At 70.1% G+C, this 26,126-nt stretch carries 23 protein-coding genes; 5 read left to right on the plus strand and 18 right to left on the minus strand.

Features of this window, described 5'->3' with window-relative positions; all coding sequences use genetic code 11:
- Positions 1-29: 29 nt before the first annotated feature.
- The 6 genes from HV783_RS26875 to urtA are packed head-to-tail and all read right to left on the minus strand — an operon-like array spanning position 30 to position 6,020.
- Positions 30-428 (minus strand): DUF2946 domain-containing protein, encoded by a 399-nt coding sequence (locus tag HV783_RS26875; RefSeq protein WP_175190208.1) that lies wholly within the window; start codon positions 426-428, stop codon positions 30-32.
- 25 nt (positions 429-453) lie between these two features.
- On the minus strand, positions 454-1,152 hold the full coding sequence (urtE, locus tag HV783_RS26880; RefSeq protein WP_006386129.1) for an urea ABC transporter ATP-binding subunit UrtE: 699 nt from the start codon (positions 1,150-1,152) through the stop codon (positions 454-456).
- 1 nt (position 1,153) lies between these two features.
- A complete protein-coding gene (gene urtD / locus HV783_RS26885) occupies positions 1,154-1,993 on the minus strand; it encodes an urea ABC transporter ATP-binding protein UrtD (RefSeq protein ID WP_006386130.1) in 840 nt (279 codons plus the stop codon).
- Positions 1,990-3,117 (minus strand): urea ABC transporter permease subunit UrtC, encoded by a 1,128-nt coding sequence (gene urtC, locus HV783_RS26890; protein ID WP_006386131.1) that lies wholly within the window; start codon positions 3,115-3,117, stop codon positions 1,990-1,992. The genes urtD and urtC overlap by 4 nt, the downstream gene beginning before the upstream one ends.
- The gene (gene urtB / locus HV783_RS26895) at positions 3,114-4,745 is read right to left on the minus strand and encodes an urea ABC transporter permease subunit UrtB (RefSeq protein WP_049075705.1); all 1,632 of its coding nucleotides are present in this window, start codon (positions 4,743-4,745) and stop codon (positions 3,114-3,116) included. The genes urtC and urtB overlap by 4 nt, the downstream gene beginning before the upstream one ends.
- 21 nt (positions 4,746-4,766) lie before the next feature.
- Positions 4,767-6,020, minus strand: coding sequence for an urea ABC transporter substrate-binding protein (gene urtA, locus HV783_RS26900; RefSeq protein WP_175190209.1), 1,254 nt, complete (start codon positions 6,018-6,020; stop codon positions 4,767-4,769).
- Between the two features lie 406 nt (positions 6,021-6,426).
- Between urtA and atzF the strand changes: the two genes are divergently transcribed.
- The 3 genes from atzF to HV783_RS26915 are packed head-to-tail and all read left to right on the plus strand — an operon-like array spanning position 6,427 to position 12,646.
- Positions 6,427-8,259 (plus strand): allophanate hydrolase, encoded by a 1,833-nt coding sequence (atzF, locus tag HV783_RS26905; protein WP_175190210.1) that lies wholly within the window; start codon positions 6,427-6,429, stop codon positions 8,257-8,259.
- 26 nt (positions 8,260-8,285) lie between these two features.
- Positions 8,286-11,921 (plus strand): urea carboxylase, encoded by a 3,636-nt coding sequence (gene uca, locus HV783_RS26910; RefSeq protein WP_175190211.1) that lies wholly within the window; start codon positions 8,286-8,288, stop codon positions 11,919-11,921.
- A gap of 5 nt (positions 11,922-11,926) precedes the next feature.
- Positions 11,927-12,646: a GntR family transcriptional regulator gene (locus tag HV783_RS26915; RefSeq protein ID WP_100507403.1), complete on the plus strand. Its 720-nt coding sequence runs from the start codon at positions 11,927-11,929 to the stop codon at positions 12,644-12,646.
- 483 nt (positions 12,647-13,129) lie between these two features.
- Here HV783_RS26915 and HV783_RS26920 read toward each other — a convergent pair whose 3' ends face one another.
- The 5 genes from HV783_RS26920 to HV783_RS26940 form a co-directional block, all read right to left on the minus strand.
- Complete coding sequence (locus HV783_RS26920) at positions 13,130-13,945, minus strand: anti-sigma factor family protein (protein ID WP_054500942.1); 816 nt, start codon at positions 13,943-13,945, stop codon at positions 13,130-13,132.
- A gap of 1 nt (position 13,946) precedes the next feature.
- Positions 13,947-14,459: an RNA polymerase sigma factor gene (locus tag HV783_RS26925; RefSeq protein ID WP_054500943.1), complete on the minus strand. Its 513-nt coding sequence runs from the start codon at positions 14,457-14,459 to the stop codon at positions 13,947-13,949.
- A 31-nt stretch (positions 14,460-14,490) separates the two neighbouring features.
- Positions 14,491-14,859: a COG4315 family predicted lipoprotein gene (locus HV783_RS26930; RefSeq protein WP_054417086.1), complete on the minus strand. Its 369-nt coding sequence runs from the start codon at positions 14,857-14,859 to the stop codon at positions 14,491-14,493.
- A gap of 145 nt (positions 14,860-15,004) precedes the next feature.
- Positions 15,005-15,469, minus strand: coding sequence for a GNAT family N-acetyltransferase (locus tag HV783_RS26935; RefSeq protein ID WP_054417087.1), 465 nt, complete (start codon positions 15,467-15,469; stop codon positions 15,005-15,007).
- Between the two features lie 9 nt (positions 15,470-15,478).
- A complete protein-coding gene (locus tag HV783_RS26940; RefSeq protein WP_054417088.1) occupies positions 15,479-16,405 on the minus strand; it encodes a LysR family transcriptional regulator in 927 nt (308 codons plus the stop codon).
- 61 nt (positions 16,406-16,466) lie between these two features.
- Between HV783_RS26940 and HV783_RS26945 the strand changes: the two genes are divergently transcribed.
- The gene (locus HV783_RS26945; RefSeq protein ID WP_175190212.1) at positions 16,467-17,609 is read left to right on the plus strand and encodes a 4-oxalomesaconate tautomerase; all 1,143 of its coding nucleotides are present in this window, start codon (positions 16,467-16,469) and stop codon (positions 17,607-17,609) included.
- Between the two features lie 60 nt (positions 17,610-17,669).
- On the plus strand, positions 17,670-18,638 hold the full coding sequence (locus HV783_RS26950) for a tripartite tricarboxylate transporter substrate binding protein (RefSeq protein ID WP_054500946.1): 969 nt from the start codon (positions 17,670-17,672) through the stop codon (positions 18,636-18,638).
- Here the strand turns inward: HV783_RS26950 and HV783_RS26955 are convergent.
- The 7 genes from HV783_RS26955 to HV783_RS26985 form a co-directional block, all read right to left on the minus strand.
- Complete coding sequence (locus HV783_RS26955; RefSeq protein ID WP_175190213.1) at positions 18,595-19,995, minus strand: DUF1501 domain-containing protein; 1,401 nt, start codon at positions 19,993-19,995, stop codon at positions 18,595-18,597. The genes HV783_RS26950 and HV783_RS26955 overlap by 44 nt on opposite strands.
- Positions 19,992-21,554: a DUF1800 domain-containing protein gene (locus tag HV783_RS26960; RefSeq protein WP_175190214.1), complete on the minus strand. Its 1,563-nt coding sequence runs from the start codon at positions 21,552-21,554 to the stop codon at positions 19,992-19,994. Before HV783_RS26960 ends, HV783_RS26955 begins: the two co-directional genes overlap by 4 nt.
- 152 nt (positions 21,555-21,706) lie before the next feature.
- Positions 21,707-22,411 carry an SDR family oxidoreductase gene (locus tag HV783_RS26965; protein ID WP_049075685.1) on the minus strand — a complete coding sequence of 235 codons (705 nt, stop codon included), beginning with the start codon at positions 22,409-22,411 and terminating at the stop codon, positions 21,707-21,709.
- 87 nt (positions 22,412-22,498) lie between these two features.
- Positions 22,499-22,951 (minus strand): azurin, encoded by a 453-nt coding sequence (azu, locus tag HV783_RS26970; protein WP_049078035.1) that lies wholly within the window; start codon positions 22,949-22,951, stop codon positions 22,499-22,501.
- Between the two features lie 208 nt (positions 22,952-23,159).
- Positions 23,160-24,485: a PQQ-dependent sugar dehydrogenase gene (locus HV783_RS26975; RefSeq protein ID WP_144655367.1), complete on the minus strand. Its 1,326-nt coding sequence runs from the start codon at positions 24,483-24,485 to the stop codon at positions 23,160-23,162.
- 73 nt (positions 24,486-24,558) lie between these two features.
- The gene (locus HV783_RS26980) at positions 24,559-25,884 is read right to left on the minus strand and encodes a ferredoxin reductase family protein (RefSeq protein ID WP_175190215.1); all 1,326 of its coding nucleotides are present in this window, start codon (positions 25,882-25,884) and stop codon (positions 24,559-24,561) included.
- Positions 25,885-25,894: 10 nt separating this feature from the next.
- The coding region (locus tag HV783_RS26985) for a PepSY domain-containing protein (protein ID WP_175190216.1) at positions 25,895-26,126 on the minus strand (232 nt) is incomplete at its 5' end.

The following is a 26,126-nucleotide window of genomic DNA, read 5'->3' on the forward strand; positions in this document are numbered from 1 at the left end:
CGGCCGTCCACGGGGAACGGCGCGCGCGCTCAGGCCGCGGGCGGGGCGCGCGGCTGGGCCGCGCGCCAGGCGTGGAGCGGGTGCGAGGCGCGGTAGAACAGCGCCGGGTAGGTGACGCCGCCGCTGGCGGGCGCCGGCAGCACGGTCAGGGGAGCGGGAGGGAGGCCGAGGTCGGCCTGGGGGTTGCGGCAGAACGGGCAGTGGTTGCTGTCGCCGTGGTGGGCGGCGTGGTCGCCGGCCCCTTCATCGCTTTGCACCTCGATGGTCAGGGCCGAGCGGCCCTCGGGGGCGCAGTAGTCCACGCTGACCTGGCGGCTGGCATTGGGCAGGTGATTGCCATGCGCCAGCGACGGAACCAGCGACGCCCACAGGATCGCGATCAGCGCGATCCAGGCGTAGCCGCGGTTCAGGAAGAGGGCGAGGTGCATGACGGCGCATTATATCCAAGCCCTTTCAGACGGAAAGGTGGCGCCGCACGTCCTCGCCGTCGATGGCGGCGCGGTCGCCGCTGGCCACCACCTCGCCGCGCGACAGCACCACGAAGCGGTCGGCCAGTTCGCGGGCGAAGTCGAAGTACTGTTCGCACAGCAGGATGGCGATGTCGCCGCGCTGGCGCAGCATGTGGATGACGCGGCCGATGTCCTTGATGATCGAGGGCTGGATGCCCTCGGTGGGTTCGTCCAGGATGATCAGCTTGGGCTCGGCCACCAGCGCGCGGGCGATCGCAAGCTGTTGCTGCTGGCCGCCGGACAGGTCGCCGCCGCGCCGCGCCAGCATGCTCTTGAGCACCGGGAACAGCTCGAACACTTCCTCCTTGATGCGGCGCGCGCGCGCGGCCGGCTTGGTCGCCATGCCCATCAGGATGTTTTCTTCCACCGTGAGCCGGGCGAAGATGTCGCGGCCCTGCGGCACGTAGGCCATGCCGCGCGCGGCGCGCTGGTGCGGCGCCAGGCGGGTGACGTCGGCGCCGTCGAAATCGATGGCGCCGCGCGCCACCGGCAGCACGCCCATCACGCACTTGAGCAGGGTGGTCTTGCCGACGCCATTGCGGCCCAGCAGCGCCAGGCATTCGCCCTGGTTCACGGCCAGCGATACGCCGCGCAGGGTGTGGCTGCCGCCGTAGTACTGGTCGATGGTGTTCACGTTCAGCATGTCAGCGCCCCAGGTAGACTTCGATCACGCGCGGGTCGGCCTGCACCTTGGCCATCGGCCCCTCGGCCAGCACCGAGCCTTCGTGCAGCACGGTCACCTTGCCGTCGCCGGCGATCTGGTTGACGAAATCCATGTCGTGCTCGACCACCATCAGCGAATGGCGGCCGCGCAGTTCGTTGAGCAGTTCGCCGGTGCGCTCGGTCTCGGCATCGGTCATGCCGGCCACCGGCTCGTCCAGCAGCAGCAACTGCGGTTCCTGCATCAGCAGCATGCCGATCTCCAGCCATTGCTTCTGGCCGTGCGACAGCAGGCCGGCGGGGCGGAAGGCCTCGGGCCGCAGCCGGATCAGGTCGAGCGTCTCGCCGATGCGGTCGGCCTGCTCGCCGGTCAGGCGCGCGAACAGCGTGGGCCGCACGCGCTTGTCGGTCTTCATCGCCAATTCCAGGTTCTCGAACACCGTGTGCTGCTCGAACACCGTGGGGCGCTGGAACTTGCGGCCGATGCCGGCGTGCGCGATCTGCGCCTCGCTCAGCGTGGTCAGATCGATGCTCTGGCCGAAGAACGCGGTGCCGGCGGTGGGGCGCGTCTTGCCGGTGATGACGTCCATCATGGTGGTCTTGCCGGCGCCGTTGGGGCCGATGATGCAGCGCAGTTCGCCGACGCCGATGTCCAGCGTCAGGTCGTTGAGCGCCTTGAAGCCGTCGAAGCTGACGGTGATGCCTTCCAGGTACAGGATGGCGCCGTGGCTGGTGTCCAGGCCCTTGGGGCTGACGCGGCCGTAGCCGGCGTCGCCGCTGGGGCCGCCATCGAGCATGGCGCTTTCGGTATGGGTGCTGGTCATGCGCGTCGCTCCTGGTAGCGGGCGGCCAGGCGCCGGGCGAGGCCGACGATGCCGGTGGGCAGGAAGAGGGTCACCAGCACGAAGATCAGGCCCAGCGCGTACAGCCAGAATTCGGGCAGCACGCTGGTGAACCAGGTCTTCAGGCCGTTCACGGCGCCGGCGCCGATGATGGGGCCGATCAGCGTGCCGCGGCCGCCGGTGGCCACCCAGATCACCATCTCGATGGAGTTCTCGGTGGACATCTCGCTGGGGTTGATGATGCCGACCTGCGGCACGTACAGCGCCCCGGCGATGCCGCACAGCACCGCCGACAGCGTCCACACGAACAGCTTGAAGCCGAGCGGGTCGTAGCCGATGAAGCGCAGCCGGCTCTCGGCGTCGCGCACCGCCGTCAGCACCCGGCCCAGCTTGGACTGCGTGACGGCGCGCGCCAGCACCAGCGCGCCGGCCAGCGCCGCCAGCGTGATCCAGTACAGCGCGGCGCGGGTGCCGGGCGCGGTGATGTCGAAGCCCAGGATGCGCTTGAAGTCAGTGAAGCCGTTGTTGCCGCCAAAGCCGGTGTCGTTGCGGAAGAACAGCAGCATGGCGGCGAAGGTCAGCGCCTGCGTGATGATGGAGAAATACACGCCCTTGATGCGCGAGCGGAAGGCGAAGTAGCCGAACACGAAGGCCAGCACGCCCGGCACCAGCACCACCAGCAGCATGGCATAGGCGAAGTGGTCGGTGAAGGCCCAGTACCAGGGGTAGTCCTTCCAGTCCAGGAACACCATGAAGTCGGGCAGGCGGCTCTGGTAGACGCCGTCCTGGCCGATGGCGCGCATCAGGTACATGCCGTGGGCATAGCCGCCCAGCGCGAAGAACAGGCCATGGCCCAGCGACAGGATGCCGGCGTAGCCCCACACCAGGTCCAGCGCCAGCGCCGCCAGGGCGTAGCACATGAACTTGCCCAGCAGCGCCACGGCGTAGGCCGAGACGTGCAGCGGATGGCCGGCGGGAAACGCCAGGTTCAGCAGCGGCACCAGCGCCAGCAGCAGCACGCCCGCGCCCAGCGCGGCCCAGGCGCGGCCATTGAACAGGGGCCGGCGCGCCAGCAGGTTGAAATCGGTCAGCGCGGTCTGCTTCATTCGACGCTCCGGCCGCGCGGGGCGAACAGGCCTTGCGGCCGCTTCTGCACGAAAAGCACGATGAGCACCAGGATGGTGATCTTGGCCATGACCGCTCCCGCGTAAGGCTCCAGGAATTTGTTGACGCCGCCCAGGCCGAGCGCGGCGATGACGGTGCCGGCCAGTTGGCCGACGCCGCCCAGCACCACCACCATGAAGGAATCGACGATGTAGCCGCGGCCCAGGTCCGGCCCCACGTTGCCCAACTGCGACAGCGCCACGCCGGCCAGCCCGGCAATGCCAGAGCCCAGCCCGAACGCCAGCATGTCGACGCGGCCGGTGGGCACGCCGACGCAATCGGCCATGCGCCGGTTCTGGGTGATGGCGCGCACGAACAGGCCCAGGCGCGTGTGGTTCAGCAGCGCCCACACCAGGAACACCACGAACAGCGCGAAGCCGATGATGACCAGCCGGTTGTAGGTCAGCACCAGGCCGCCCAGCACGGTGAAGCCGCCGGACATCCAGCTCGGGTTGCCCACTTCCACGTTCTGCGCGCCGAACAGCGTGCGCACGCCCTGCATCAGCATCAGGCTGATGCCCCAGGTGGCCAGCAGCGTCTCCAGCGGCCGGCCGTAGAGCCAGCGGATCACGGTGCGTTCCAGCGCCATGCCGACCAGCGCGGTGACCACGAAGGCCAGCGGCAGCGCCGCCGCCACGTACCAGTCGAGCCAGCCCGGCAGCCAGGCGCGGAACGCCGTCTGCACCAGGTAGGTGACGTAGGCGCCGATCATCAGCAGCTCGCCGTGCGCCATGTTGATGACGCCCATCAGGCCGAAGGTGATGGCCAGCCCCAGCGCCGCCAGCAGCAGCACGCTGCCCAGGCTGAGGCCGTAGAACAGGTTGCCGGCCCATTCGATGGTGGCCAGGTGGCGGTCGATGCGTTTGAGCGCGTTGGCGGCCGCCTCGCGCACGCCGGCGTCGGGTTCGGCGTAGACGCCGTCCTGCTGTTGCGTCAGCGCCGCCAGCGTCGGCCGGAAGGCGGCGTTGTCGGTGCGGCCGAGCAGATCGACCGCGTGGCGCCGCACGGCGGGGTCGGCGCTCTTGAGTTCGAGATTGGCCTGCGCGATTTCCAGCGCGGCGCGCACGGCCGGGTCTTTTTCGGCGGCCAGCGCCTTCTCCAGCAGCGGCAGGCGGGCGGGATCGCCGGTCTGTTGCAGGCGGCGGGCGGCGGCCAGCCGTTCCTGCGGGTTATCGGAGAACAGGCGCGAACCGGCCAGCGCCGCCTCGATCGCGCGCCGCAAGCGGTTGTTGATGCCGATGGCGGCCGCCTCGGGCGGCAGCGCCAGGGAAGCGCCGGTGGCCGGATCGGTGGCCTGGCCCTTGCCGTCGCCGATCAGCACGCGGCCGTCCGGCAGCGCATACAGTTGGTCATTGCCCAGCGCCTGCAACACGGCGGCCGCGCCCGGGCCGGGCTGCTGGCCCAGGGCGGCGATGGCCTGCAGGCGGGCGTCGGTGTCGTCGCCCGCCAGCGGCGCCAGCAGCGCCGGATCCACGCCCGGCGCGGCCGCGTGGGCGGCCAGCGCCGGCGCGGCCAGCAGCCATGCAAGCAGGAGGTGACGCAGGAATTTCGCGATGACCGCATTCAGCATGGCTGCGCTTCCGGTTCCGGTTTAAAGGCCTTGCTTGCTTTCGTTGCCCGGGATGTACGGGCTCCACGGTTGCGCGCGGATCGGGCCCTTGCTCTTCCAGACCACGTTGAACTGGCCGTCCGCCTTTATCTCGCCGATGTAGACCGGCTTGTGCAGGTGGTGGTTGGTCTTGTCCATATCGATCGAGAAGCCGCTCGGCGAATTGAACTTCTGGCCGCCCATGGCCGCGATCACCTTGTCGACGTCGGTGGTCTTGGCCTGTTCGACCGCCTGCTTCCACATGTGGATGCCGATGTAGGTGGCTTCCATCGGGTCGTTGGTGACCACGGTGTTGGCGTTGGGCAGGTTCTTGGCCTTGGCGTAGGCCTTCCACTTCTTGATGAACTCCTCGTTGACCGGGTTCTTGATCGACTCGAAGTAGTTCCAGGCGGCCAGGTGGCCCACCAGCGGCTTGGTGTCGACGCCGCGCAGTTCTTCCTCGCCCACCGAGAACGCCACCACCGGCACGTCGGTGGCCTTCAGGCCGGCGTTGCCCAGTTCCTTGTAGAACGGCACGTTGGAGTCGCCGTTGATGGTGGAGATGACGGCGGTCTTGCCGCCGGCGGCGAACTTCTTGATGTTGGCGACGATGGTCTGGTAGTCGGAATGGCCGAACGGGGTGTAGACCTCGTCGATGTCGCTGTCCTTGACGCCCTTGGAGTGCAGGAAGGCGCGCAGGATCTTGTTGGTGGTGCGCGGGTACACATAGTCGGTGCCCAGCAGCACAAAGCGCTTGGCGCCGCCGCCGTCTTCGCTCATCAGGTATTCCACGGCGGGAATCGCCTGCTGGTTGGGCGCGGCGCCGGTGTAGAACACGTTCTTCTCCAGCTCCTCGCCTTCGTATTGCACCGGGTAGAACAGCAGGCCGTTCAGTTCCTTGAACACCGGCAGCACCGACTTGCGCGACACCGAGGTCCAGCAGCCGAACACCACCGCCACCTTGTCCTGCGACAGCAGTTGGCGCGACTTCTCGGCGAACAGCGGCCAGTTCGAGGCCGGATCGACCACCACCGCTTCGAGCTTCTTGCCCATCACGCCGCCGTTGGCGTTGATTTCGTCAATGGTCATCAGGGCCACGTCCTTGAGCGACGTCTCCGAGATGGCCATGGTGCCCGACAGCGAATGCAGGATGCCGACCTTGATGGTGTCTTCGGCGGCGAACAGTTGCGGCATCCAGCCGGACATGGCCAATAGGCTGGCGGCGGTCAATTGCTTGAGGGCTAGTCTGCGTTTCATGGTGACTCCTGGATGGGAAGAAGCCGGCGGCGCCGGCGATAACGGTCTCAAAGCCTGGGACTGCATCCAACTACCTCTGCGCGCGGCCCTGCCGAAGCAAGGGCGTGACCAGGACTCAAAAGCAAAAGGCGTGCCAGGCGTATCGGGGGGCGCGATGCGCTGTATGGAGCGATAGGGAAAAGGGGCATGCCGGCGGTGGCGGCGGGACGACGACGGCACGGTTCAATCTGGTGCCGCGTGCACAAAATCGGTGCGGACCTTGCCCGCTCCGGGTGCGGCGGCCGCGCGCGCGAGGCGCCCAGGGTGGCGCCGCCGCCCGGCGCGCGCAGTGGCGGCGCGGGGCGCGGCCGACATGGCACGCGTATTGCTTGGGAATCCGTACTTGTATACAAGAGAGGATTCCAGCATGAATGCCGTAGCAACGCAGCAGGGCCCCATCGGTTGGACGATCGCGCAATGGCTGTCGGCCTATGAAGACGACGGGGTGACCCCGGATACGTTGTTGCCGTCCCTGTTGCCCGCGCCGGACGCCGCCGCCGACAACGCGTGGATCTCGCGGGTCAGCGCGCCGATGCTGGCGCGCCAGCTCGACGACCTGCGCCTGTTGCTGGCCGCCGCCGGCGGCGACCGCGCCCGCCTGCCGCTGTACGGCGTGCCGTTCGCCATCAAGGACAACATCGACGCGGCCGGCTGGCCGACCACGGCGGCCTGCCCCGAGTTCGCCTACACGCCGGACGAAGACGCCACCGTCGTGCGGCGCCTGCGCGCGGCCGGCGCCATCCTGATCGGCAAGACCAACCTCGACCAGTTCGCCACGGGCCTGGTCGGCACCCGCTCGCCGCATGGCGCGGTGGCCAACAGCTTCAACCCCGAATACATCAGTGGCGGCTCCAGTTCCGGCTCCGCCTCCGTGGTGGCGCGCGGGCTGGTGGCGTTTTCGCTGGGCACCGACACCGCGGGCTCGGGCCGCGTGCCGGCGGGCTTCAACAATATCGTCGGCCTGAAGCCGACCAAGGGCTGGCTCAGCACCGCCGGCGTGGTGCCGGCCTGCCGCACGCAGGACTGCGTGTCGATCTTCGCGCTGACGGTGGACGATGCCGAACGCGTGGCCGGCATCGCCGGGGGCTATGACGAGCGCGATCCGTATTCGCGCGCGCAGCCGGCCGGCGCGGCCGCGCCCTGGCCCGCCACGCCGCGGCTGGCCGTGCCGGATCGCCTGGAGTTCTTCGGCGACGCGCAGGCCGCCGCCGCGTTCGAGGCCGCGGTGCAGGCGCTCAAGGCCGCGGGCGCGGTGATCGAGCCGATTGACTTCTCGCCTTTCGCCGAGCTGGCGGCGCTGCTGTATCAAGGCCCCTGGGTAGCCGAGCGTTTCGCCGCCGTCGAGTCGCTGTGGCGCGACAACCCCGAGGCCATCCACCCGGTGGTGCGCGGCATCGTCGAAGGCGCGGCCAACTACAGCGCGCTCGACGCCTTCAAGGCCGAATACCGCCGCGCCGAGCTGACGCGCCGCATCCACCAGTCGCTGCAAGGCTTCGACGCGCTGGTGGTGCCGACCTCGCCGTCGATCTACACCATCGCGCAGTTGCAGGCCGACCCGGTGCGTCTCAATTCGCAGTTGGGCATCTACACCAACTTCGCCAACCTGGCAGACCTGTCCGCGCTCGCGCTGCCGGCCGGCATGCGCGGCGACGGCCTGCCGGCCGGCATCACGCTGATCGGCATGGCCTGGCAGGACCGCGCCCTGGCGCGCTTCGGCCGCCAATGGCAGGCGCTGCGCGGCCTGCCGCTGGGCGCCACGGGCCAGCCGCTGCCGCCGATGGGACTGCCCGCCGCCGACCCCGAACTGCTGCGGGTCGCGGTGGTGGGCGCGCACCTGACGGGCATGCCCCTGAACCACCAACTGACCTCGCGCCGCGCGGTGCTGGTCGAAAAGACCCGCACCGCCGCCGACTACCGGCTCTATGCGCTGGCCAACACCACGCCGCCCAAGCCGGGGTTGGTGAAGTCCGACAGCGGCGCGCCTATCGAGGTGGAGCTGTGGGACATCCCGCTGGCGGCGTTCGGCGCCTTCGTGGCCGAGATCCCCGCGCCGCTGGGCATCGGCACGCTGACGCTGCATGACGGCCGCCAGGTCAAGGGCTTCATCTGCGAGCCGCGCGGCCTGGAGGGCGCGCGCGACATCACCGCCTTCGGCGGCTGGCGCGCCTACCTCGCCAGCCTGAACGCCACCCCCCGCTAACGCCAATCGCCCCTGGGAGCCGAACCGTGTTCGATACCGTCCTCATCGCCAACCGTGGCGAAATCGCCGTCCGCGCCATCCGTACCCTGAAACGCCTGGGCATCCGCAGCGTTGCCGTGTATTCCGATCCCGACCGCAACGCGGCCCATGTGCGCGAGGCCGACGTGGCCGTGGCCCTGGGCGGCGAGAAGGCCGTCGACAGCTATCTGCGCACCGACCTGCTGCTGGCGGCCGCGCGCGAGCACGGCGCGCAGGCCATCTACCCCGGCTACGGCTTCCTGTCGGAGAGCGCCGAGTTCGCGGAAGCCTGCGAGGCCGCGGGCATCGCCTTCGTCGGTCCCACGCCGCTGCAGATCCGCGAGTTCGGCCTGAAGCACCGCTCGCGTGAACTGGCGGCCGCAGCCGGCGTGCCGATGACGCCCGGCACGGGCCTGCTGGCCAGCCTGGGCGAGGCGCTGACGCAGGCCGAGCGCATCGGCTATCCGGTGATGCTCAAGAGCACGGCGGGCGGCGGCGGCATCGGCCTGTCGCGGTGCGACAATGAGGCCGAACTGACGGTGGCGTTCGACAGCGTGCAGCGCATGGGCGAGCACTTCTTCCGCGACGGCGGCGCCTTCATCGAGCGCTACGTGGACAACGCCCGCCACGTCGAGGTGCAGATCTTCGGCGACGGCGCCGGCCGCGTGCTGGCGCTGGGCGAACGCGATTGCTCGGTGCAGCGGCGCAACCAGAAGGTGATCGAGGAAACTCCCGCCCCGCACCTGCCGGCCGCGACCCGCGCGGCGCTGCTGGACGCGGCGGTCAAGCTGGGCGAGTCGGTGGCCTACCGCTCGGCCGGCACGGTCGAATTCATCTACGATCCGGCGCGCGACAGCTTCTATTTCCTGGAGGTCAACACCCGCCTGCAGGTGGAGCACCCGGTGACCGAGGCAGTGACCGGGCTGGACCTGATCGAATGCATGCTGCGCGTGGCGGCGGGCGAGCCGCTCGACCTGGCCGCGATGTCGCGCGCGCCGCAAGGCGCGTCGATCGAGGTGCGGCTGTACGCCGAAGACCCGCTGCGCCAGTTCCAGCCGTCGCCCGGCGTGCTGACGGAGGTGCATTTTCCTGAAGGCGTGCGGCTGGACGGCTGGGTTGCGACGGGCACCGAGGTGCCGCCGTTCTACGACCCGATGCTGGCCAAGCTCATCGTGCACGCCGACACCCGCGAGGCCGCGCTCGACAAGCTGGCCGACGCGCTGGCGCACACCCGCCTGCACGGCATCGCCACCAACCTGGACTACCTGCGCCAGATCGTGGCCGACGCGCGCTTCCGCGCCGGGCAGTTGTCGACGCGCTTCCTGGAAGGCTTCACTTACCGGCCCGCGGCCATCGAGGTGCTGGAAGCTGGCACCTACACCAGCGTGCAGGATTACCCGGGCCGCACCGGCTATTGGGACATCGGCGTGCCGCCGTCGGGGCCGATGGACGACTACGCTTTCCGCCTGGCCAACCGCATCGTCGGCAACGCGCCCGACGCCGCCGGCATCGAGGCCACGCTGGTCGGGCCGACGCTGCGCTTTCATGGCGATGCCATCTTCGCGCTCACCGGCGCCGAATGCGCCGCCACGCTCGATGGCGAGCCGGTGCCGATGTGGCAGCCGGTCACGGTGCGCTCGGGCCAGGTGCTGGCCACGGGCCGCGCGCTGTCCGGCTGCCGCACGTACCTGGCGGTGCGCAACGGGCTGGACGTGCCGGTCTACCTGGGCAGCCGCTCGACCTTCGCGCTGGGCCAGTTCGGCGGCCACGCCGGCCGCACGCTGCGGGTCGGCGACATGCTGCCGCTGGTGCGTCCCGAGCTGCCGGCCGCGAACGCCCAGGCGCCCGTGAGCGCGCCGCAGGCCGCGCCGGCCGAACTGATCCCCGCCTATGGCAACACCTGGGAGATCGGCGTGCTGTACGGCCCGCATGGCGCGCCGGACTTCTTCCGCCCCGAGGCCATCGATGCCTTCTTCGCCGCCGATTGGGAGGTGCACTACAACTCCAATCGCCTGGGGGTGCGCCTGACCGGCCCCAAGCCGACCTGGGCGCGCGAGAACGGCGGCGAGGCCGGCCTGCATCCTTCCAACATCCATGACTGCGAATACGCCATCGGCAGCATCAACTTCACCGGCGACAGCCCGGTGATCCTGACGCGCGACGGTCCCAGCCTGGGCGGTTTCGTCTGCCCGGTGACGATCGCGCGCGCCGAGCTGTGGAAGGTGGGCCAGGTCAAGCCGGGCGACCGCATCCGCTTCGTGCGCATCGACTATGCCGAGGCGGTGGCGCGCGAGGCGGCGCAGGACCGCAGCGTGGAGCAGTTGCGCGCCGTGGCGCCGCAGGCCACCACGCCGTCGGCGCCGCCCGCCACGGCCTCGGAAACCATCATCGCGGCGCTGCCGGCGACGGGTAGCCGGCCGTCGGTGTCGTACCGCCAGGCGGGCGACGGCTACCTGCTGCTGGAGTATGGCGACAACGTGCTCGACCTGGCGCTGCGCATGCGCATCCACCTGCTGATGGAGGCGCTGGCGGCGCGGCCGATTGATGGCGTGCGCGAGCTGTCGCCGGGCGTGCGCTCGCTGCAGATCCGCTACGACAGCCGCGTGATCCTGCAACAGGCGCTGATCGCGCGGCTGCTGGAGATCGAAACACAGTTGGCCGACGTGGCGACGCTGAAGGTGCCGACCCGCGTGGTCTACCTGCCGATGGCGTTCGAGGATTCGGCCACGCTGGGCGCGGTGCAGCGCTACCAGGAAACGGTGCGCGCCAGCGCGCCGTGGCTGCCGAACAATGTCGACTTCATCCAGCGCATCAACGGCCTGGCCAGCCGCGAGGACGTGCGCCGCATCGTGTTCGACGCCAGCTACCTCATCATGGGCCTGGGCGACGTCTACCTGGGCGCGCCGTGCGCGGTGCCGATCGATCCGCGCCATCGGCTGCTGACGTCCAAGTACAACCCGGCGCGCACCTTCACGGCCGAGGGCACGGTGGGCATCGGCGGCGTCTACATGTGCATCTACGGCATGGATTCGCCCGGCGGCTATCAACTGGTGGGCCGCACGCTGCCGATCTGGAACAAGTTCCTGAAGAACCCGGTGTTCCAGGACGGCAAGCCGTGGCTGCTGCGCTTTTTCGACCAGGTGCGCTTCTATCCGGTGAGCGAGGCCGAACTCGATACGCTGCGCGAGGACTTCCGCGAGGGCCGCGCCACGGTGCGGATCGAGGAGGAGGTGTTCGACTTCGCCGCGCACCAGCGCTTCCTGGCCGAGCAGGCCGACAGCATCGGCGCGTTCCAGGCGCGCCAGAAGACGGCGTTCGACGCCGAGGTGGCGTTGTGGAAGCACGAGGACGTGGCGGTGGCGCCGGCCGAGGCCGCGCCCGAGACGCAGACCCCGCTGCGCGATGGCGAACGGCTGGTCAGCGCCGACATGTGCGGCAACATCTGGAAGATCCCGGTGCAGGTGGGCCAGAGCGTGGCGGCGGGCGACACGCTGGTGGTGGTGGAAGCCATGAAGATGGAACTGTCGGTGATCGCGCCGGTGTCGGGCACGGTCACGGCGATCCGCTGCGTGCCGGGCAAGCCGGTGAATGCCGGCGACGCGCTGCTGGTGCTGGCCGAGGACGCGACGTGCCCCGTGACCTGAGCGGCATGCGCGACCCCGTCAGCATCAGCCCGGCGCTGCGGCAGGCGCCGGTGCTGGCCGGGTCGCTGGCGGACCAGGTCTACCAGCGCATCAAGGATGAGCTGTTCGACTTCCGCCTGCTGCCGGGTGACCGTTTCACCGAGGCGGAGCTGGCGTTGCGGCTGGGGGTGAGCCGCACGCCGGTGCGGCTGGGGCTGGCGCGGCTGGAGCGCGAGGGCTTCGTGCTGCCGAGTCCGCGCAGCGGCTGGCAGGTGCGGCCGTTCGATTTCGAGCGCTTCGAGGCGCTGTACGACGTGCGCGTGGTGCTGGAGCTGGCGGCGGTCGAGCGGTTGTGCGCGCGCGAGCACATGGACGATAGCGGCCTGCTGGGGGCGTTGACGGATGTGTGGCTGGTGCCGCCGGCGCAGCGGATCCTGGATGGGCGGATGGTGGCGGAGCTGGACGAGGCCTTTCACTGCTCACTGGTGGCGGCCGCCGGGAATGCGGAGATGGCGCTGATCCACCGGGAGGTGACGGAGAAGATCCGGATCGTGCGGCGGCTGGATTTCACCAAGGAGTTCCGGGTGGATGCGACTTATGAGGAGCATGGGGCGATTTTGCGGGCGGTGCTGGCTCGGCGGGGGGAGGCGGCGGGGAGGATGTTGCGGGGGCATATTGAGATGAGCAAGGCTGAGGTGAGGAAGATCACGTTGCATATGTTGCATGTGGCTCGGGAGGGTTCTTAAGGCGCGGCGGGGCGAGGCTGGCGGGCAGGTGCGGGGCTACGATTGCGGTCCGGAGCGTTCGCTCCGGACTGGCCTCGGCGGCCCCCCCCTTCCTCATCTTCGTCCAGGCCTTCGGCCTTCCCTTCAGATTCCGTCGGGCGCATCTACACGCCCCGCACCTGCCCGCCAGCCTCGCCCCGCCGCTCGTCTGTCTTCCTGCGACGGATTGGGGGGAGGGCGGTTTTCTTGGCGTTCTGTTCAACGTCGGGGTGGGGCGGAGGAGTTTGCGGGGCCCGCCAAAAACGGCTGCGCGGGCAGCCGTGTTTGGCATACATCGGGTGGGGCGTTGGGGGTGTGGTCGCTGCGCGAAGTGGCGGCGATGGGGGGCGCGCTTTGCGGCGCCCTTGTGGGAGGGCAACCGATTCTCGAACGAGGGTGTCTGAGCAGGGGCTTTGTTGAAGCCCGCGGGCGGATTGGCGCTCGCCGGGCGCGTCCGCGCCCGGGTCAGCCTTGTAGCTGTTTGTAGACTTCTTCGGAGACGCGCTGCAGTTCGTCGCGGCTGATGGCGCCGGAGAGGGCGTAGCCGAATTGGCCTTCGACCCAGTAGAAGACGCGGACGGGGCCTTCCTGGGTGAATTGGAAGGCGGTCTGGCCGCCGGTGGCTTCGCGGGTGACGTAGAGGGTCAGGCGTTGGCCGTCGGGGGCGCCGTACATGAAGAGGGCGACGGGGCCGCTGCCGCCGGGCAGGAGGCGGCCGCCGACGAGGTCGTAGCCGGCGTGGGTCAGGGAGGGAGCGCGCACGGGGGCGCCCAGGCGCTTGGTGAGCCAGGTGACCAGGGCCTTTTCGTTGTCGCCGCTGACCTCGACGGGGCGGCCCATGTCGGGGGCGTAGACGGCGTGGGCGATGGCGGCGCGCTGGGCGTAGCCGCCGGCGGCGCGGTCGGGGGTGGCGGTGGCCAATACGGTTTGCAGGTGGCGGGCGTCCAGGGCGCCGCGCGCCAGCCAGGCGCTGCTGGCGCTGATGGTGGCAATGGCGATGCCGGCCGCCAGGGCGCGCCACGGCAGGCGTCGGGCGGGGGGCGAGAGCGGCAGGCGCAGGGGCAGCGGTTCGTCCAGCACCGGGTCCAGCAGGGCGTGCAGGGCGCGGCGCTGGGCTTGCCAGGCCTGGACGCGGGCCAGGTCCTGCGGGTGGGCGGCGAGGAAGGCGTCGACTTCGGCGTGGCGGCCGGGCGGCAACTGGCCGTCGGCGTAGGCGTGCAGGTCGGCTTCGGTGATCGGGTTGCCGGCGGCGGGGATGGCGTGGAGGCGTTTGTCGTTCATGTCATTTCACGCGATGGAGCCGGCTGGCGGGTTCCTGGCCTTGCATCAGGGCGCCCAGCCGTTCGCGGGCGCGCGACAGGCGCGACATGACCGTGCCCATCGGCACGCCCAGCACCTGCGCGGTTTCCTGGTACGACAGGTCTTCCACGCACACCAGCAGCAATACTTCGCGCTGCTCGGCCGGCAGGCCTTGCAGGCAGCGGTCCAGGTCGCGCACCTCCAGGTGGTCGGTCTGCGTGGCGCGCACCGGCACGTCGGGCAGATCGCCCGCGCGGGCCTCCTCGGCCTGCCGGTGGCTGGCGCGCACGCCGTCGATGAAATGGTTATGCATGATGCCGAACATCCACGCCCTCAGTTCGCCGCGGCGCTGCCAGCGCGAGTAGCGGCTCCAGGCTCGTTCGAGCGTGTCCTGCACCAGGTCGTCGGCCCGGTGCGGGTCGCCCGTCAGCCCGCGAGCGTAGCGCCGCAGGCTGGGGATGCAGGCCAGGATCGCGGCTTCGTCGTCGGCGCGCATGGTCGGGCGTGGAGGGACGGCTCAGGCCGGATCAGGGCTTGATGACGTGCCAGACGTCCTTGAAGTTGTCGCCGGTCTTGTCGCCCGGTTTGGCGTCCTTGGCATACAGGTAGACCGGCTTGCCCTTGTAGGCCCACTGCTTGGAGCCGTCGTCGCGGGTGATGATGCTCAGGTCGCCCGAGGCCTTGGCGTCGGCGGCGGCGGTGACCGGGGGCCAGATCTTGGCGCACTGGTCGTTGCAGGCGCTCTTGCCGCCGGCATCCTTGTCGAAGGTGTAGAGGGTCATGCCGGCGCTGTTGACCAGGATGCCGTCCTGGGTCTTGACGGCCTGGGCGTGGGCGCCGGCCGAGAACAGGGCGGCGGAGGAGAGAACCAGGGCTGCGGCGATTTGAGTACGCATGTCGTGCCTCGTAGATGGGAAAGTGGGGGACTGCCCTCTACAGACGCCGGGGCGAACGGGAATATTCCGCCGCGGGAAAAAAAAGTGGAGGGCCGGGGATGACGATCCAACCGAGCCTCGCGCGGGCCCTTCGCGACGGCCGCTGTCAGGCGTGGCCGCCGGCGGGCGGGGCGGGTTCGTAGCGCATTTCTATTTCCAGGTCGGTCTCCTCCACGGGAATGAAGCCCAGCGACTCGTAGAGCCGGCGGGCGGGGTTGCCCTTCAGGACGGACAGGGTGACCGGGGCGCCTTCGTCGTCCGCCTGCCGCAGCAGACCGGCCAGCAGGCGCCGGCCCAGTCCCTGGCCCTGGAAGGCCGGGTCGATCTGGATCTGCACGACGCGCCAGCCGGCCGGATCGCGGAAGGTCTTGAACAGGCCCGCCGGGCGGCCGTGCAGCCAGACGATCTGGGCGTCGTCGAAGTGATAACGGATGCGCGCCAGGTGGTGCGCATCGTCCCGCGGTGCGCCAACGCGCGCCAGGTGTTCGGTCATGGTCGCCTTGCGCAGCGCCAGCAGGAAAGGCAGGTCGTCTTCGGTGGCGGCTTGCAATGCCAGGGATTGGGGGCTCATGGTGCGGCTTCAGGGTTGCTTGGAGGGGCCACGCTTGGCGCTCTTGCCGGCCTGGTGGATAAGGTTATAGAGCTGTTGCGCCGCTGGCGCCAGGGGGCGGCCCCGGCGCGAGATCAGCCCCAGGCTGCGGGTGACGCGCGGATGTTCGAGCTTGACGCCGGCCAGGGTGGCGTGGCCGGCCGGCGGCATCGCCAACTGCGGCACCGCCGCCACGCCCAGGCCCGCCTCCACCAGCCCCAGCAGCGTCATGACATGGCTGACCTCGAAGGCGCTGACGGTGCGCTTGCCGCTCTTGGCCAGCGCGTCGTCGATCAGCAGGCGGTTGCCGCTCTCCTTGGCCACGGTCATGAAGCGTTCCTGCGACAGTTCCTCCCACGACACGCTGCGGCGCGCGGCCAGCGGATGGTCGCGCCGCACCGCCAGCACGAAGTCCTCGCGCAGCACCGCCTTGAAATCCACGTCGGGCTCCTGAGTGCCGAAAAAACTGATGCCGAAGTCGGCGCGGCCGGTCACCACGCTGTTGAGCACGGTGTGGGCGGTCTCGTCGATGATGCGGACCCGTATCCGTGGAAAGCGCTCGGCGTAGTCATGGATGATGGCGGGCAGGAAGTAGTAGGCCACCGACGGCACGCAGGCCACGGTCACCAGTCCGCCGCGCTGCGCCGCCAGGTCGCCGATGCTGAGGACCGCGCGTTCCAATTCATCGATGGCGCCGCGCGCCCGTTCCAGGAAGATGCGGCCGACGTGCGTCAGCGCCACGCGGCGCGTGGTGCGTTCCAGCAGGCGCGCGCCCAGCAGATCCTCCAGCTTGTCGATGCGGCGGCTGAGCGCGGGCTGTGACAGGTTCAGGTCTTCGGCGGCGGCGCGGAAACTGGCGCGCTCGGCCACGGCCACGAAGGCCTGCAATTCCTGTAAATCGAAATTGATGCGTGCCATGCATTAATCCATCCGTAAGTTGCAATTCAAATAATAGCCGCGTCGTCGCAGAATGCACGGCATGGAAACGATCATCCCTTGCGTACTGATGCGCGGCGGCACCTCCCGCGGCCCCTTTTTTCTTGGCGACTGGCTGCCCGCCGATCCCGCCGAGCGCGACCGGCTGCTGTTGCAGGCCATGGGTTCGCCCCACGCGCTGCAGGTCGACGGCCTGGGCGGCGGCAATTCGCTGACCAGCAAGGTCGCGATCGTGTCACGCTCGACCCGGCCCGACTGCGATATCGACTATCTGTTCGCGCAGGTCTCGGTGGACCGCGCCAGCGTCGACACCCGTCCCAACTGCGGCAACATGCTGTCGGGCGCCGCGCCCTTCGCCATCGACGAGGGCCTGATCGCCGCGGCCGACGGCGAAACCTCGGTGCGGGTGCACAACGTCAACACGGGCGCCGTGATCGAGGCCGTGGTGCAGACGCCGGGCGGCCGCCTGACCTATGAAGGCGAGGCGCGCATCGACGGCGTGCCGGGCGCCGCCGCGCCCGTGCGCCTGAATTTCCTCGACGCCTGGGGGGCGGTCACCGGCCGCCTGTTCCCGACCGGAGAGCGCCAGGAGAGGGTGGACGGCGTGGCCGCCACGCTGATCGACGCCGCCATGCCGATGGTGTTGCTGCGCGCCGCCGACTTCGGCCTGCGTGGCGACGAATCGCCCGCCGAGCTGGACGCCAACGTCGCGCTGCTGGCGCGCCTGGAACGCATCCGTCGCGAAGCCGGCGCCCGCATGGGCCTGGGCGACGTGTCGGACAGCGTCATCCCCAAGCCGGTGCTGCTGGCGCCGGGCAGCGATGCCGCCGTCCTGTCGCTGCGCTCGCGCTACTTCACGCCGCATGCCTGCCATCGCGCCCATGCCGCCACCGGCGCGGTGGGCGTGGCGGCCGCCTTCCTCATGCCTGGCACGGTGGCGCATGATTGCGGCGGCCCGGCGCCGCGGCCGGGCTACCGCGGCGTGCGCATCGAACACCCGTCGGGCGGCATGGACATCGACGTGAAGCTGGATGACGCCAGCGGCGAGGTACAGGCCGCTGGCCTGGTGCGCACCGCGCGCAAGATCATGAAGGGCCTGCTCTATGTGCCGGGGCGCTACGGCGCGGCGCGGCAGGAGCAGGACGCCCGCGCCCGGCTGGCCTCGCGCCAGCCGGTGGCGGCATAAAAAAGACTCGAGACGCAGCGGTCCGCAGAGACCGCCAACAGAACCATCAGGAGACATGACATGGTTTTCCCCACTCGCGGCACGCTGGGTGCCGCCGCGCTTTGCCTGGCCCTGGCCAGCCCGGCCGTCCACGCCGAATTCCCCGAACGCGCCATCACCATGGTGGTGCCCACCGCCGCCGGCGGCGGCAACGACACCCTGGCCCGCGTGATCGGGCAGAAGATGGGCGAACTGCTGGGCCAGACCGTCATCGTGGTCAACAAGCCCGGCGCGCAGGGCGCCATCGCCGCCGACTACGTGGCGCGCCAGCCGGCCGACGGCTACACCCTGATGCTGGGCTACATCGGCACGCACGGCATCAACCCCGCGCTGCAGAAGCTCAACTACGATCCGGTGCGCGACTTCACCGCCATCGGCATGGTGGCCGACTCGCCCACGCTCATGGTGGTGTCCAGCAGCATCGGCGTACAGGACGTGCCGGGCTTGCTCAAGTATGGCCAGGCCCACCCCGACGGCCTGAGCTACGCCTCGGCCGGCCCGGGCACGGCGCCGGCGGTGGCGGGCGAGCTGTTCAACCGCGCCACCGGCGCGGCCATGCTGGAGATTCCCTACAAGGGCTCGGCCCCCGCCATGACGGATACGCTGGCCGGCGTCACCCAGGTGATGTTTCCCAGCCTGTTCAGCGCCTATCCGCATCTGAAGTCGGGCAAGATCCGCGCGCTGGGCGTGGCCGGCACGCGCCGCGCCAAGGTGCTGCCCGACATGCCGACGCTGGCCGAGCTTGGCGTGCCGGGCGTGGACGTGGCGCAGTGGTACGCGGTGTTCGCGCCCGCCAACGCCGATCCGCAGGTGGTCGCCAAGTTGAACACCGCGCTCAATGGCGCGCTCAACGATCCGGCCGTGGCCGCCAAGATCGACGACCAGGGCGCCGAGGTGCGCACCAGCACGCCGGCCGAGCTGGCGGCGTTCGTGCGCGACGAAGCCGTCAAGTGGAAGAAGCTGGCGTCGACGATTCACGCGGCGCTGTAAATAGCGCCAAGGGCGAGGCGTCGAAGTGGCGCAGGTTCGGAAACACCAGCCGCAGGTCGTCCGGGCTGGCGCCGAACCAGCCGCCCAGCGCCGCGCCCAGTTGCTCCACCGCCAGCGTCGGCAGCAGCCGGCCGTTGTCCACGAACCCGGGGCCGTCGGGCGCGATCTGCGGATGCGTGCCGTGGTAGCGCCCGCCGTTGACGGCGCCGCCCAGCACGAAATGATGCGCGCCCCAGCCGTGGTCCGAGCCGTTGCCGTTCGATCCCAGCGTCCGGCCGAATTCCGAAGCGGTGAAGGTGGTGACCTGGCGCGCCACGCCCAGGCCCGCCAGCGCCGTCTGGAAGGCGGCCAGCGCCTGGCCCAGCTCCTTGAGCAAGGCGGGGTGGGTGTCGTTCAGGCCGGTGTGGTTGTCGTAGCCGTTCTGCGACACGAAGAATACCTGGCGCCGCGCCCCAAGGGCCTGGCGCGCCGCGATGATGCGGGCCACGATCTTCAACTGCTGCGCCAGCGGCGAGTCGAAATCGCCCGGCACGGCCACGCCAGACAAGGCCGACCGCAGCCGCGCGTCGGCATCGATCGACTGCGTCGCGATGCGCGACATTTCCCGTTCCATCAGGTGCTCGCGCGGCTGCGTGATCAACTGGCGCAGCAAGGCGGTGCAGGCGCTGGAGCCGTACATGTCGCGCGTCAGCAGTTCGATGCGGGTCGAGCCGTTCACGCCGACCCGGTAACCGGCGACGTGGCGGCCCGCCAGCAGCACAGTGCTGCCGCCGGCGGTGATGCCGGTGAAGCTGCGCTGCGCGTTGATGTCGGCGTACAGGTCCGTCAGCCGCCCGGCCCAGCCGGAGGAAGCGCCTTCCGGCGCCAGCGCCTGCCAGTATGACTGCTGGTCGTTGTGCGAAAACAGCTTGGGCGGCAGCGGCACGCGCGCGCCAATGTAGTCCGCCTTGCTGGTGGGCACCACCAGCGGGCCGACGTTCAGCACCGCCGCCATCTCGCCGCCCTCGAACAGCGGCGCCAGCGGCGCGAGCGATGGCGCGAGCGCGAACTGCGCGCCGTCGGCGGCGGGCGCGGCGCCGCGTAGCGCGGTGGCTTGCAGCGCCTGGCGCGGCAACGCGATATCGGTGCGCGCGGCGGCGTAGGCGCGATGGGCGCCCGGGTCGAACGGCACCAACGTGTTGAACGGATCGTTGCCGCCGTACAGGAACACGCACACCAGCGCCTTGTAGTCGCCGGGCGGCGCGGATTGCGCCGCCGCCGCGCCCAGCGCCGCCAGGTTCAGCGCCAGCGGCGCCGCCGCGTGCGTGGCGCCCAGGGCGCAGGCGCGCAGCAGGAACTCGCGGCGATCGGCTTTCATTTCTGCACCAGGTATTCGGGGCTGGCCGCCACCAGCGTGATGGCGGCGCGCACGCGGTCGCGCGGCCGCTCGCGCGGCAAGGTGTCGACCGCCTGCGCGATGGCCTGCGCCGTCGCCGCGCTGAAGGCGTCGCCCGCCAGCAGCAGCACGATGCGCGCCACCAGCGCGTCGGCGTCGGCGGCCAGCGCGATCTCGGCGGTGTACTGCGTCTGCAGGTCTTCCCAGCCGCGATCAACGTAGATGGCCACGAAGTTCAGGTAGCCGGCGATGCTGGTTTCATCGGTGATCTGCAGTTCCGGCGCCACCAGGCCGCGCCGCGCCAGCTCGGTGACGGGGGGCGTGTAGCGCGGCCGGAAGAAATTGAAAACGCTGGACGAGCGCATCGGGCTCTGCGCCAGCCGGATGGTGTTGTCGGTGGTGTCGGGCATGGCCCAGGCGCCGTTGGTGGAGGTGGCGCCGAAGGCGCGCGCCCAGCCGGAAAAGCGCAGGATGGGCTCGCGCACCTTGCCCCAGCCGGGCGCCGACAGGTCGGGGTGGCGCGCTTCGTCGTCCAGCAGGATGGCGCGCACCACGGCCTTGAGATTGCCGCGCGCGCCATGGCCGTCGTCGTCGAACACCGTCGCCACCCGCTCGACGTAGGCCGGACTGGGATTGCTGGTGACCAGCCGCTGGATCAGTTGCGTGCCGATGAACGGCCCCACGTTGGGATGCGCGCTGATCACTTCCATCGCGCGCTTGAGCGACAGGTGGCCGTCGGTGCCGGGCGGGATCACCGCGCCCAGGAAGCGCTTTTCGGCCAGCGAATGCAGCGCCGGATTGAGCGCCATCGGCCGGCGGTGGAACTGCACGTCGGTCTCCGGCCCGTCCAGGTCCCAGCCGGTGAAGACCTTGGCCAGTCCCTGCACGTCGGCATTGTCGTAGGTCTCCACGGGGGCGCCGTTCACCAGCCGCGGCGTGCCGTCGCGGTTCAGTTCGACCAGGCCGATGCTGAACAACTGCATCACCTCGCGCGCATAGTTCTCGTCGGGATGGCGGCCGGTGCGCGGGTCTTCCTTGCGGTTGCCGCGATAGGTCAGCATGCAGCCCATCGACAGATTGCGGGTGACGGCGGTGAGCAGGTCCCGGTAGTTGCCGAAGGCATGCTCGGCCAGCAGGTCCATGAAGCCGGCGGCGCCGAACAGCGGCCAGTTGGCGGTGATCGACGCCACCCCGACCACGAAGATCTCCGACAGCGCGAACGCCACCCGGGTGCGCACCTGATCTTCCGCGCTGATGAACTTGCGCCACAGCGTCGATTCCAGCGGCGCGTTGATGCCGTTGCCCTTGTAGGCCTCGGTGTTCTTGCCTTGCTGCAGCAGCCAGTCGAAATGGCTTTGCGAGGGCGGCAGCGCCAGTTGCGTGTCGAGCCACGCGGCGTAGCCGTCGCGCACCACCGCGTCGATCAGCGCCGGCGTCGGGCCGAAGGTGGCCTGCGCCAAAAAGCGCGAGGCCTGGCCGGGCGTGGGCGGGCGGGTTTCAGTGGAAGCGGGCGGCGCCGCTCCGGACGGCGACGCGGACATGCAGGCAGCCCCGGGATCGAATGCGAAAGCCTACGGTAGCGAAGCGCCAGGGGGGCTTCAAGACCGCCATTCGGACGAGGGACTAATCCTTTTGCACGAGGCGCGCGCGAGCGGCGCGCCGCCCCGCGCGGGGGGCGGCCGGGCCGCGCGGATTACACCGAACGGGTGATGCCGCCGTCGATGCGGATGTTCTGCCCGGTGATGTACGAGGAAGCGTCGGAGGCCAGGAAGGCGATCAGGTCGGCCACTTCCTCGGCGGTGCCGTAGCGGCCCATCGGGATGCGCGCGCGCCGGTCTTCCTTTTCCGGCAGGCTGTCGATGAAGCCGGGCAGCACGTTGTTCATGCGCACGTTGTGTTCGGCGTATTCGTCCGCGAACACCTTGGTGAACGCGGCCAGGCCGGCGCGGAACACGCCGGACGTGGGGAACAGCGCCTCCGGCTCGAAGGTGGCGTAGGTCGAGATGTTGACGATGGCGCCGGTTTTCTGCTGCTTCATGACCGGCGCCACCAGGCGCGCGATGCGCACCACGTTGAGCAGGTAGAACTCCATGCCCAGGTGCCAGTCGTCGTCGCTGATCTCCAGCAGCGGACCCTTGGGACCGTGGCCGGCGCTGTTGACCACGGCGTCGACGCGGCCCCACTTCTGCAGGGTCGCGTCCACCAGCCGCGCCAGGTCCTCGGGCGATCGGTTCGAACCGGTCACGCCAAGGCCGCCGAGTTCGGCGGCCAGCGCCTCGCCCTTGCCGGACGAGGACAGGATCGCCACGCGGTAGCCGTCGGCCGCCAGTTTGCGCGCCGCCGCCGCGCCCATGCCGCTGCCGCCGGCGGTGATGATTGCCACTTTATCCGTGCTCATGCGTCGTTCCCCAGGGTGTCGGAAAACGGCCATTGTAGGGGCGGGCGCGGCGGCCCCGCGCAGATCCCGCGAGGCCGGCAGGGGCGATCAGTCGACCAGCTTGAGCACGCCCTTCATCAGCGCGAAGTGGCCGGGGAACGAGCAGAAGTAGGCATAGTCCTGGCCGGCGGCCAGCTTGCTGACGTCGAAGGTGACCGAATCGGTCTCGCCGCCGCCGATCACCTTGGTGTGGGCGATGACCCGGGCGTCGTCCTTCTTGACGTAGTTGTTGTCCAGGCCGGCGGCCATGCCGTCGTTGACGGCGCCCTGCATGTCGGCCTGCTTGGTCAGCACCCAGTTGTGGCCCATGACGTTCTTGGCCAGGGTGCCCGGGTGCTTGAGGTTCACGGTGAACTGCTTGCAGCTCTTGCTGACCGTGATTTCCTTCTTGTCGAACTGCATCTGGTCGTTGCCGGCGATATCGACCGAGCATTCGGCCGCCAGCACGGGGGCCGAGGCCAGGGCCAGGATGGTCGCGGCGCAGAGATTCTTCAACAGCATGTTCATGCCTCCAGGGATCGAGGGGAGTGGAGCCGCGCGCGTCGCGGGACGGGAGCCGCGCGGCCGTTGCGCTATTCTCGCCCCAGTCTACTCCTCGTGGCGCGGGCGGGCCCGCAAGGGGTTTGATGCAACGCAAGCGGGCGTTACCGAATTGCGTGGCAGGGTCCCGCCTGCGCCGTTTTTCCGCGTTTTCCCGCGATGCCGCGGTTCAGCGGGCGGCGTCCGCGGCGGTGACGCGCCAGATCGCATTGCCGACATCATCGGCCACCAGCAGCGCGCCCTGGCGGTCCAGCGCCACGCCCACGGGCCGGCCGCGCGCCTGGCCCGCGTCGTCCAAAAATCCCGTCAGCACGTCTTGCGCCTGGCCGTCCGCGCGCGTGCCGGTGAACGGCACGAAGATGACTTTGTAGCCGCTGCGCGGGTCGCGGTTCCACGAGCCGTGCTGGCCGACGAACATGCCGTGGATGAACGGCGCCGGCAGCCTGGCGCCGCCGGACCAGGCCAGCCCGAGCGAGGCGGTATGCGGCCCCAGCGCGTAGTCGGGCACGATCGCCTGCGCCACCAGGTCGGGGCGCGGCGGCTTGACCCGGGTGTCGACGTGCTGGCCGAAATAGCTGTACGGCCAGCCATAGAAGCCGCCGTCGCGCACCGAGGTCATGTAGTCGGGCACCAGGTCGCTGCCCAGTTCGTCGCGTTCGTTCACGGCAGTCCACAGTGTCTTGCCGTCCGGCCCCCAGGCCATGCCCACCGGATTGCGCAGGCCGCTGGCGTAGAGCCGTTTGGCGCCGCTGGCGACGTCGATTTCCCAGATGGCGGCGCGGCCTTCCTCTTCCGCCATGCCGTTCTCCGCGACGTTGCTGTTCGAGCCGACCGTCGCATACAGCTTGGCGCCGTCGGCGCTGGCGATGAGGTTCTTGGTCCAGTGATGGTTGCGGCCTGAGGGCAGGTCGGTCACCTTGACGCCGGGCGCGTCGATGCGGGTCTGGCCGGCCTGGTACGGAAACCGCAGCACCGCGTCGGCATTGGCGATGTACAACTGGTCGCCGACGAGCGCCATGCCGAAGGGCGAATTCAGGCCTTCCAGGAACACGCTGCGCATCTGCGCCGCGCCATCGGGCGTCAAGCCGCGCAGCAGGGTGATGCGGTTGGCGCTGGGCGTGCGCGCGCCGGCGCGCTTCATGACGATGCCGGCGGCCCAGTCCTTGATGCCGCCGGAGGCCTCTGGCGGCTTGGGCGGCGCATTGGTCTCGGCCACCAGCACGTCGCCGTTGGGCAGCACGTACAGCCAGCGCGGGTGGTCCAGGCCGCGCGCGTAGGCGGTGACCGCCAGGCCGCTGGCAGGGGTCGGCAGGCCGGTCTCGCTCCAGCCTACCGCCTTGGCCGTGTTGACGGTGGGAATGAGGGTGGTATTGGGCGCGGGCAGTTCGGGCCGCGGACCCATGCCGGCCTCGACCGGCAGGCGCGCGACTTCGCCGCAGGCGGCCACCAGCCCGGCGGACGCGACCAACGCCGCCAACAGGTATCGAATTCGCATGGCCCGGCTCCCGGCGCGGATTGGCAGGCTTCCATCATACGACGGGGCGGCGCGGACTTTCGCGCTGCCGCATTCAGCGCATGTCGAACGCTTCCTGATGCCAGCGGACGTCGCCGCGTCCCAGCCGACGCAGGCCCTTGCGCAGCGCGGTCGCCAGCCCGGCGGGCCCGCAATACCAGACCTCGCCGACACGGCCGGCGGCCACTTCGCCCTGCGCCAGCGCGGCGGCATCCAGCCGCTGGCCGGCGGCGGCGCTGTGCACCTGGAGCGTGACGTTGTCCAGCGCGGCGCAGCGTTGCCGCAGCACCTCAACGAACGGGTCGGCCTCGCCATCGCGCACGCAGTAGTGCAGCCAGACGGGCGGCATGCGGCCGGGCTCCTCGCGGGCCGCCTCCAGCCACGCCAGGAAGGGCGTGACGCCGATGCCGCCCGCCACCCATACCTGCGGGCGGGCGGCGTGGCGCGCGAAGCGGCCGTAAGGGCCTTCCACCGTGACAGGCGCGCCTTCGCGCAACGTGGCGGCCAGCCGGCTGGTGTAATCGCCCAGCGCCTTGATCTCGAATGTCACGTCGCGGCGTTCGGAGTGCGGCGCGCTGGCGATGGTGAACGGATGCGCGCCCTCGCGCCGGTCGAAGGTGACGAAGGCGAACTGGCCGGCGGTGTGGCCGGGCCAGCGCGCATCGAGTTCACAAGTGACTTCGAGAATGCCCCCCGGACGTTGCGCCAGTGCCGTCACGCGGCCGGCGGCGCGCCGGCCCTGGCCGATGCGGCCGGCCAGCGACAGCACGGCGGCCCAGGCGCCGCCGGCCATCAGCGGCAGCAGCAGCACGCCGGTCGGCCCGGTCCAGTAATAGGCCGGCGCCAACGCCAGGGTATGGAACACCAGTATCAGGTAGGCCAGCGGCATGGCGCGGTGGATGATGCGCCAGGCATGGTAAGGAAAGCGGCGCCACAGCGTGATGACCAGCATGGCCAGCAGCGCGTAAATCGTCCATTCGCCCAGGTCCTTGGCCAATCCGCGCGAATCCGCCAGCATGGCCAGCACCGCGTCGCGCGCCGGCCGGCCCTCGGCGCCGACCAGCGCCTTCAGCGGCGTGCTGGCCAGCTTGACCAGCCAATGCGCGGCGCCGGCGCCGATGGCCAGGATGCCGGCCCATTTGTGCAGCCGGTAGACTTTGTCCATGCCGCCCAGCGGTCCCTCCAGCCAGGCTGGACGCAAGGCCAGCAGCATGATCAGCGACATCAGGCCGATGGACCAGACGCCCGTCAGGTACAGCGCCTGTTGGCGCAGCACCCAGGGCCAGGCGGCCGAGGCCGCCGGTTGCAGCAGGAGGGCGTCGACGGCCCAGGCGCCGGTCAGCGCGAGCAGGAACAGTCCCAGGGCGGTACGGGTTTTCATGGCATTTGCCTCAGTCCTTGATGCGGCTGCGCAGCACCGCGCCGGTCTGCGCATCGACGCGCAGCTTCACGCGCTGGCCTTGCGGGTTGTCGGCCTTGACGTCGTAGCCGCGGTGATGCTCCAGTTCGATTTCGGTGATGTTGCGATAGCCGGCGGCGGTCAGCACGTCGTAGATCTGGCGCACGGTCAGGATCTGCGCGGCGGGCGCGGCCTGGGCGGGCGCGGTCGCGGCGGGCGCCGGC

Origin of the sequence: Achromobacter dolens (assembly GCF_902859745.1) — a bacterium.
In the GTDB taxonomy this organism is placed as follows: domain Bacteria; phylum Pseudomonadota; class Gammaproteobacteria; order Burkholderiales; family Burkholderiaceae_B; genus Achromobacter; species Achromobacter dolens.

Bases quoted from the DNA above. Each gene is read 5' to 3' on its own strand.
- urtE (WP_006386129.1), bottom strand. From the start codon at position 1,152: ATGCTGAACGTGAACACCATCGACCAGTACTACGGCGGCAGCCACACC.
- HV783_RS26925 (WP_054500943.1), bottom strand. From the start codon at position 14,459: ATGCGCGCCGACGACGAAGCCGCGATCCTGGCCTGCATCCCCAGCCTG.
- azu (WP_049078035.1), bottom strand. From the start codon at position 22,951: ATGCTGTTGAAGAATCTCTGCGCCGCGACCATCCTGGCCCTGGCCTCG.
- HV783_RS26875 (WP_175190208.1), bottom strand. From the start codon at position 428: ATGCACCTCGCCCTCTTCCTGAACCGCGGCTACGCCTGGATCGCGCTG.
- HV783_RS26980 (WP_175190215.1), bottom strand. From the start codon at position 25,884: ATGAAAACCCGTACCGCCCTGGGACTGTTCCTGCTCGCGCTGACCGGC.
- HV783_RS26920 (WP_054500942.1), bottom strand. From the start codon at position 13,945: ATGAACGACAAACGCCTCCACGCCATCCCCGCCGCCGGCAACCCGATC.
- urtB (WP_049075705.1), bottom strand. From the start codon at position 4,745: ATGCTGAATGCGGTCATCGCGAAATTCCTGCGTCACCTCCTGCTTGCA.
- HV783_RS26955 (WP_175190213.1), bottom strand. From the start codon at position 19,995: ATGAAAGCCGATCGCCGCGAGTTCCTGCTGCGCGCCTGCGCCCTGGGC.
- urtC (WP_006386131.1), bottom strand. From the start codon at position 3,117: ATGAAGCAGACCGCGCTGACCGATTTCAACCTGCTGGCGCGCCGGCCC.
- urtA (WP_175190209.1), bottom strand. From the start codon at position 6,020: ATGAAACGCAGACTAGCCCTCAAGCAATTGACCGCCGCCAGCCTATTG.
- HV783_RS26950 (WP_054500946.1), top strand. From the start codon at position 17,670: ATGGTTTTCCCCACTCGCGGCACGCTGGGTGCCGCCGCGCTTTGCCTG.
- atzF (WP_175190210.1), top strand. From the start codon at position 6,427: ATGAATGCCGTAGCAACGCAGCAGGGCCCCATCGGTTGGACGATCGCG.
- HV783_RS26935 (WP_054417087.1), bottom strand. From the start codon at position 15,469: ATGAGCCCCCAATCCCTGGCATTGCAAGCCGCCACCGAAGACGACCTG.
- HV783_RS26960 (WP_175190214.1), bottom strand. From the start codon at position 21,554: ATGTCCGCGTCGCCGTCCGGAGCGGCGCCGCCCGCTTCCACTGAAACC.
- HV783_RS26965 (WP_049075685.1), bottom strand. From the start codon at position 22,411: ATGAGCACGGATAAAGTGGCAATCATCACCGCCGGCGGCAGCGGCATG.
- HV783_RS26945 (WP_175190212.1), top strand. From the start codon at position 16,467: ATGGAAACGATCATCCCTTGCGTACTGATGCGCGGCGGCACCTCCCGC.
- HV783_RS26975 (WP_144655367.1), bottom strand. From the start codon at position 24,485: ATGCGAATTCGATACCTGTTGGCGGCGTTGGTCGCGTCCGCCGGGCTG.
- HV783_RS26930 (WP_054417086.1), bottom strand. From the start codon at position 14,859: ATGCGTACTCAAATCGCCGCAGCCCTGGTTCTCTCCTCCGCCGCCCTG.
- HV783_RS26915 (WP_100507403.1), top strand. From the start codon at position 11,927: ATGCGCGACCCCGTCAGCATCAGCCCGGCGCTGCGGCAGGCGCCGGTG.
- urtD (WP_006386130.1), bottom strand. From the start codon at position 1,993: ATGACCAGCACCCATACCGAAAGCGCCATGCTCGATGGCGGCCCCAGC.
- HV783_RS26940 (WP_054417088.1), bottom strand. From the start codon at position 16,405: ATGGCACGCATCAATTTCGATTTACAGGAATTGCAGGCCTTCGTGGCC.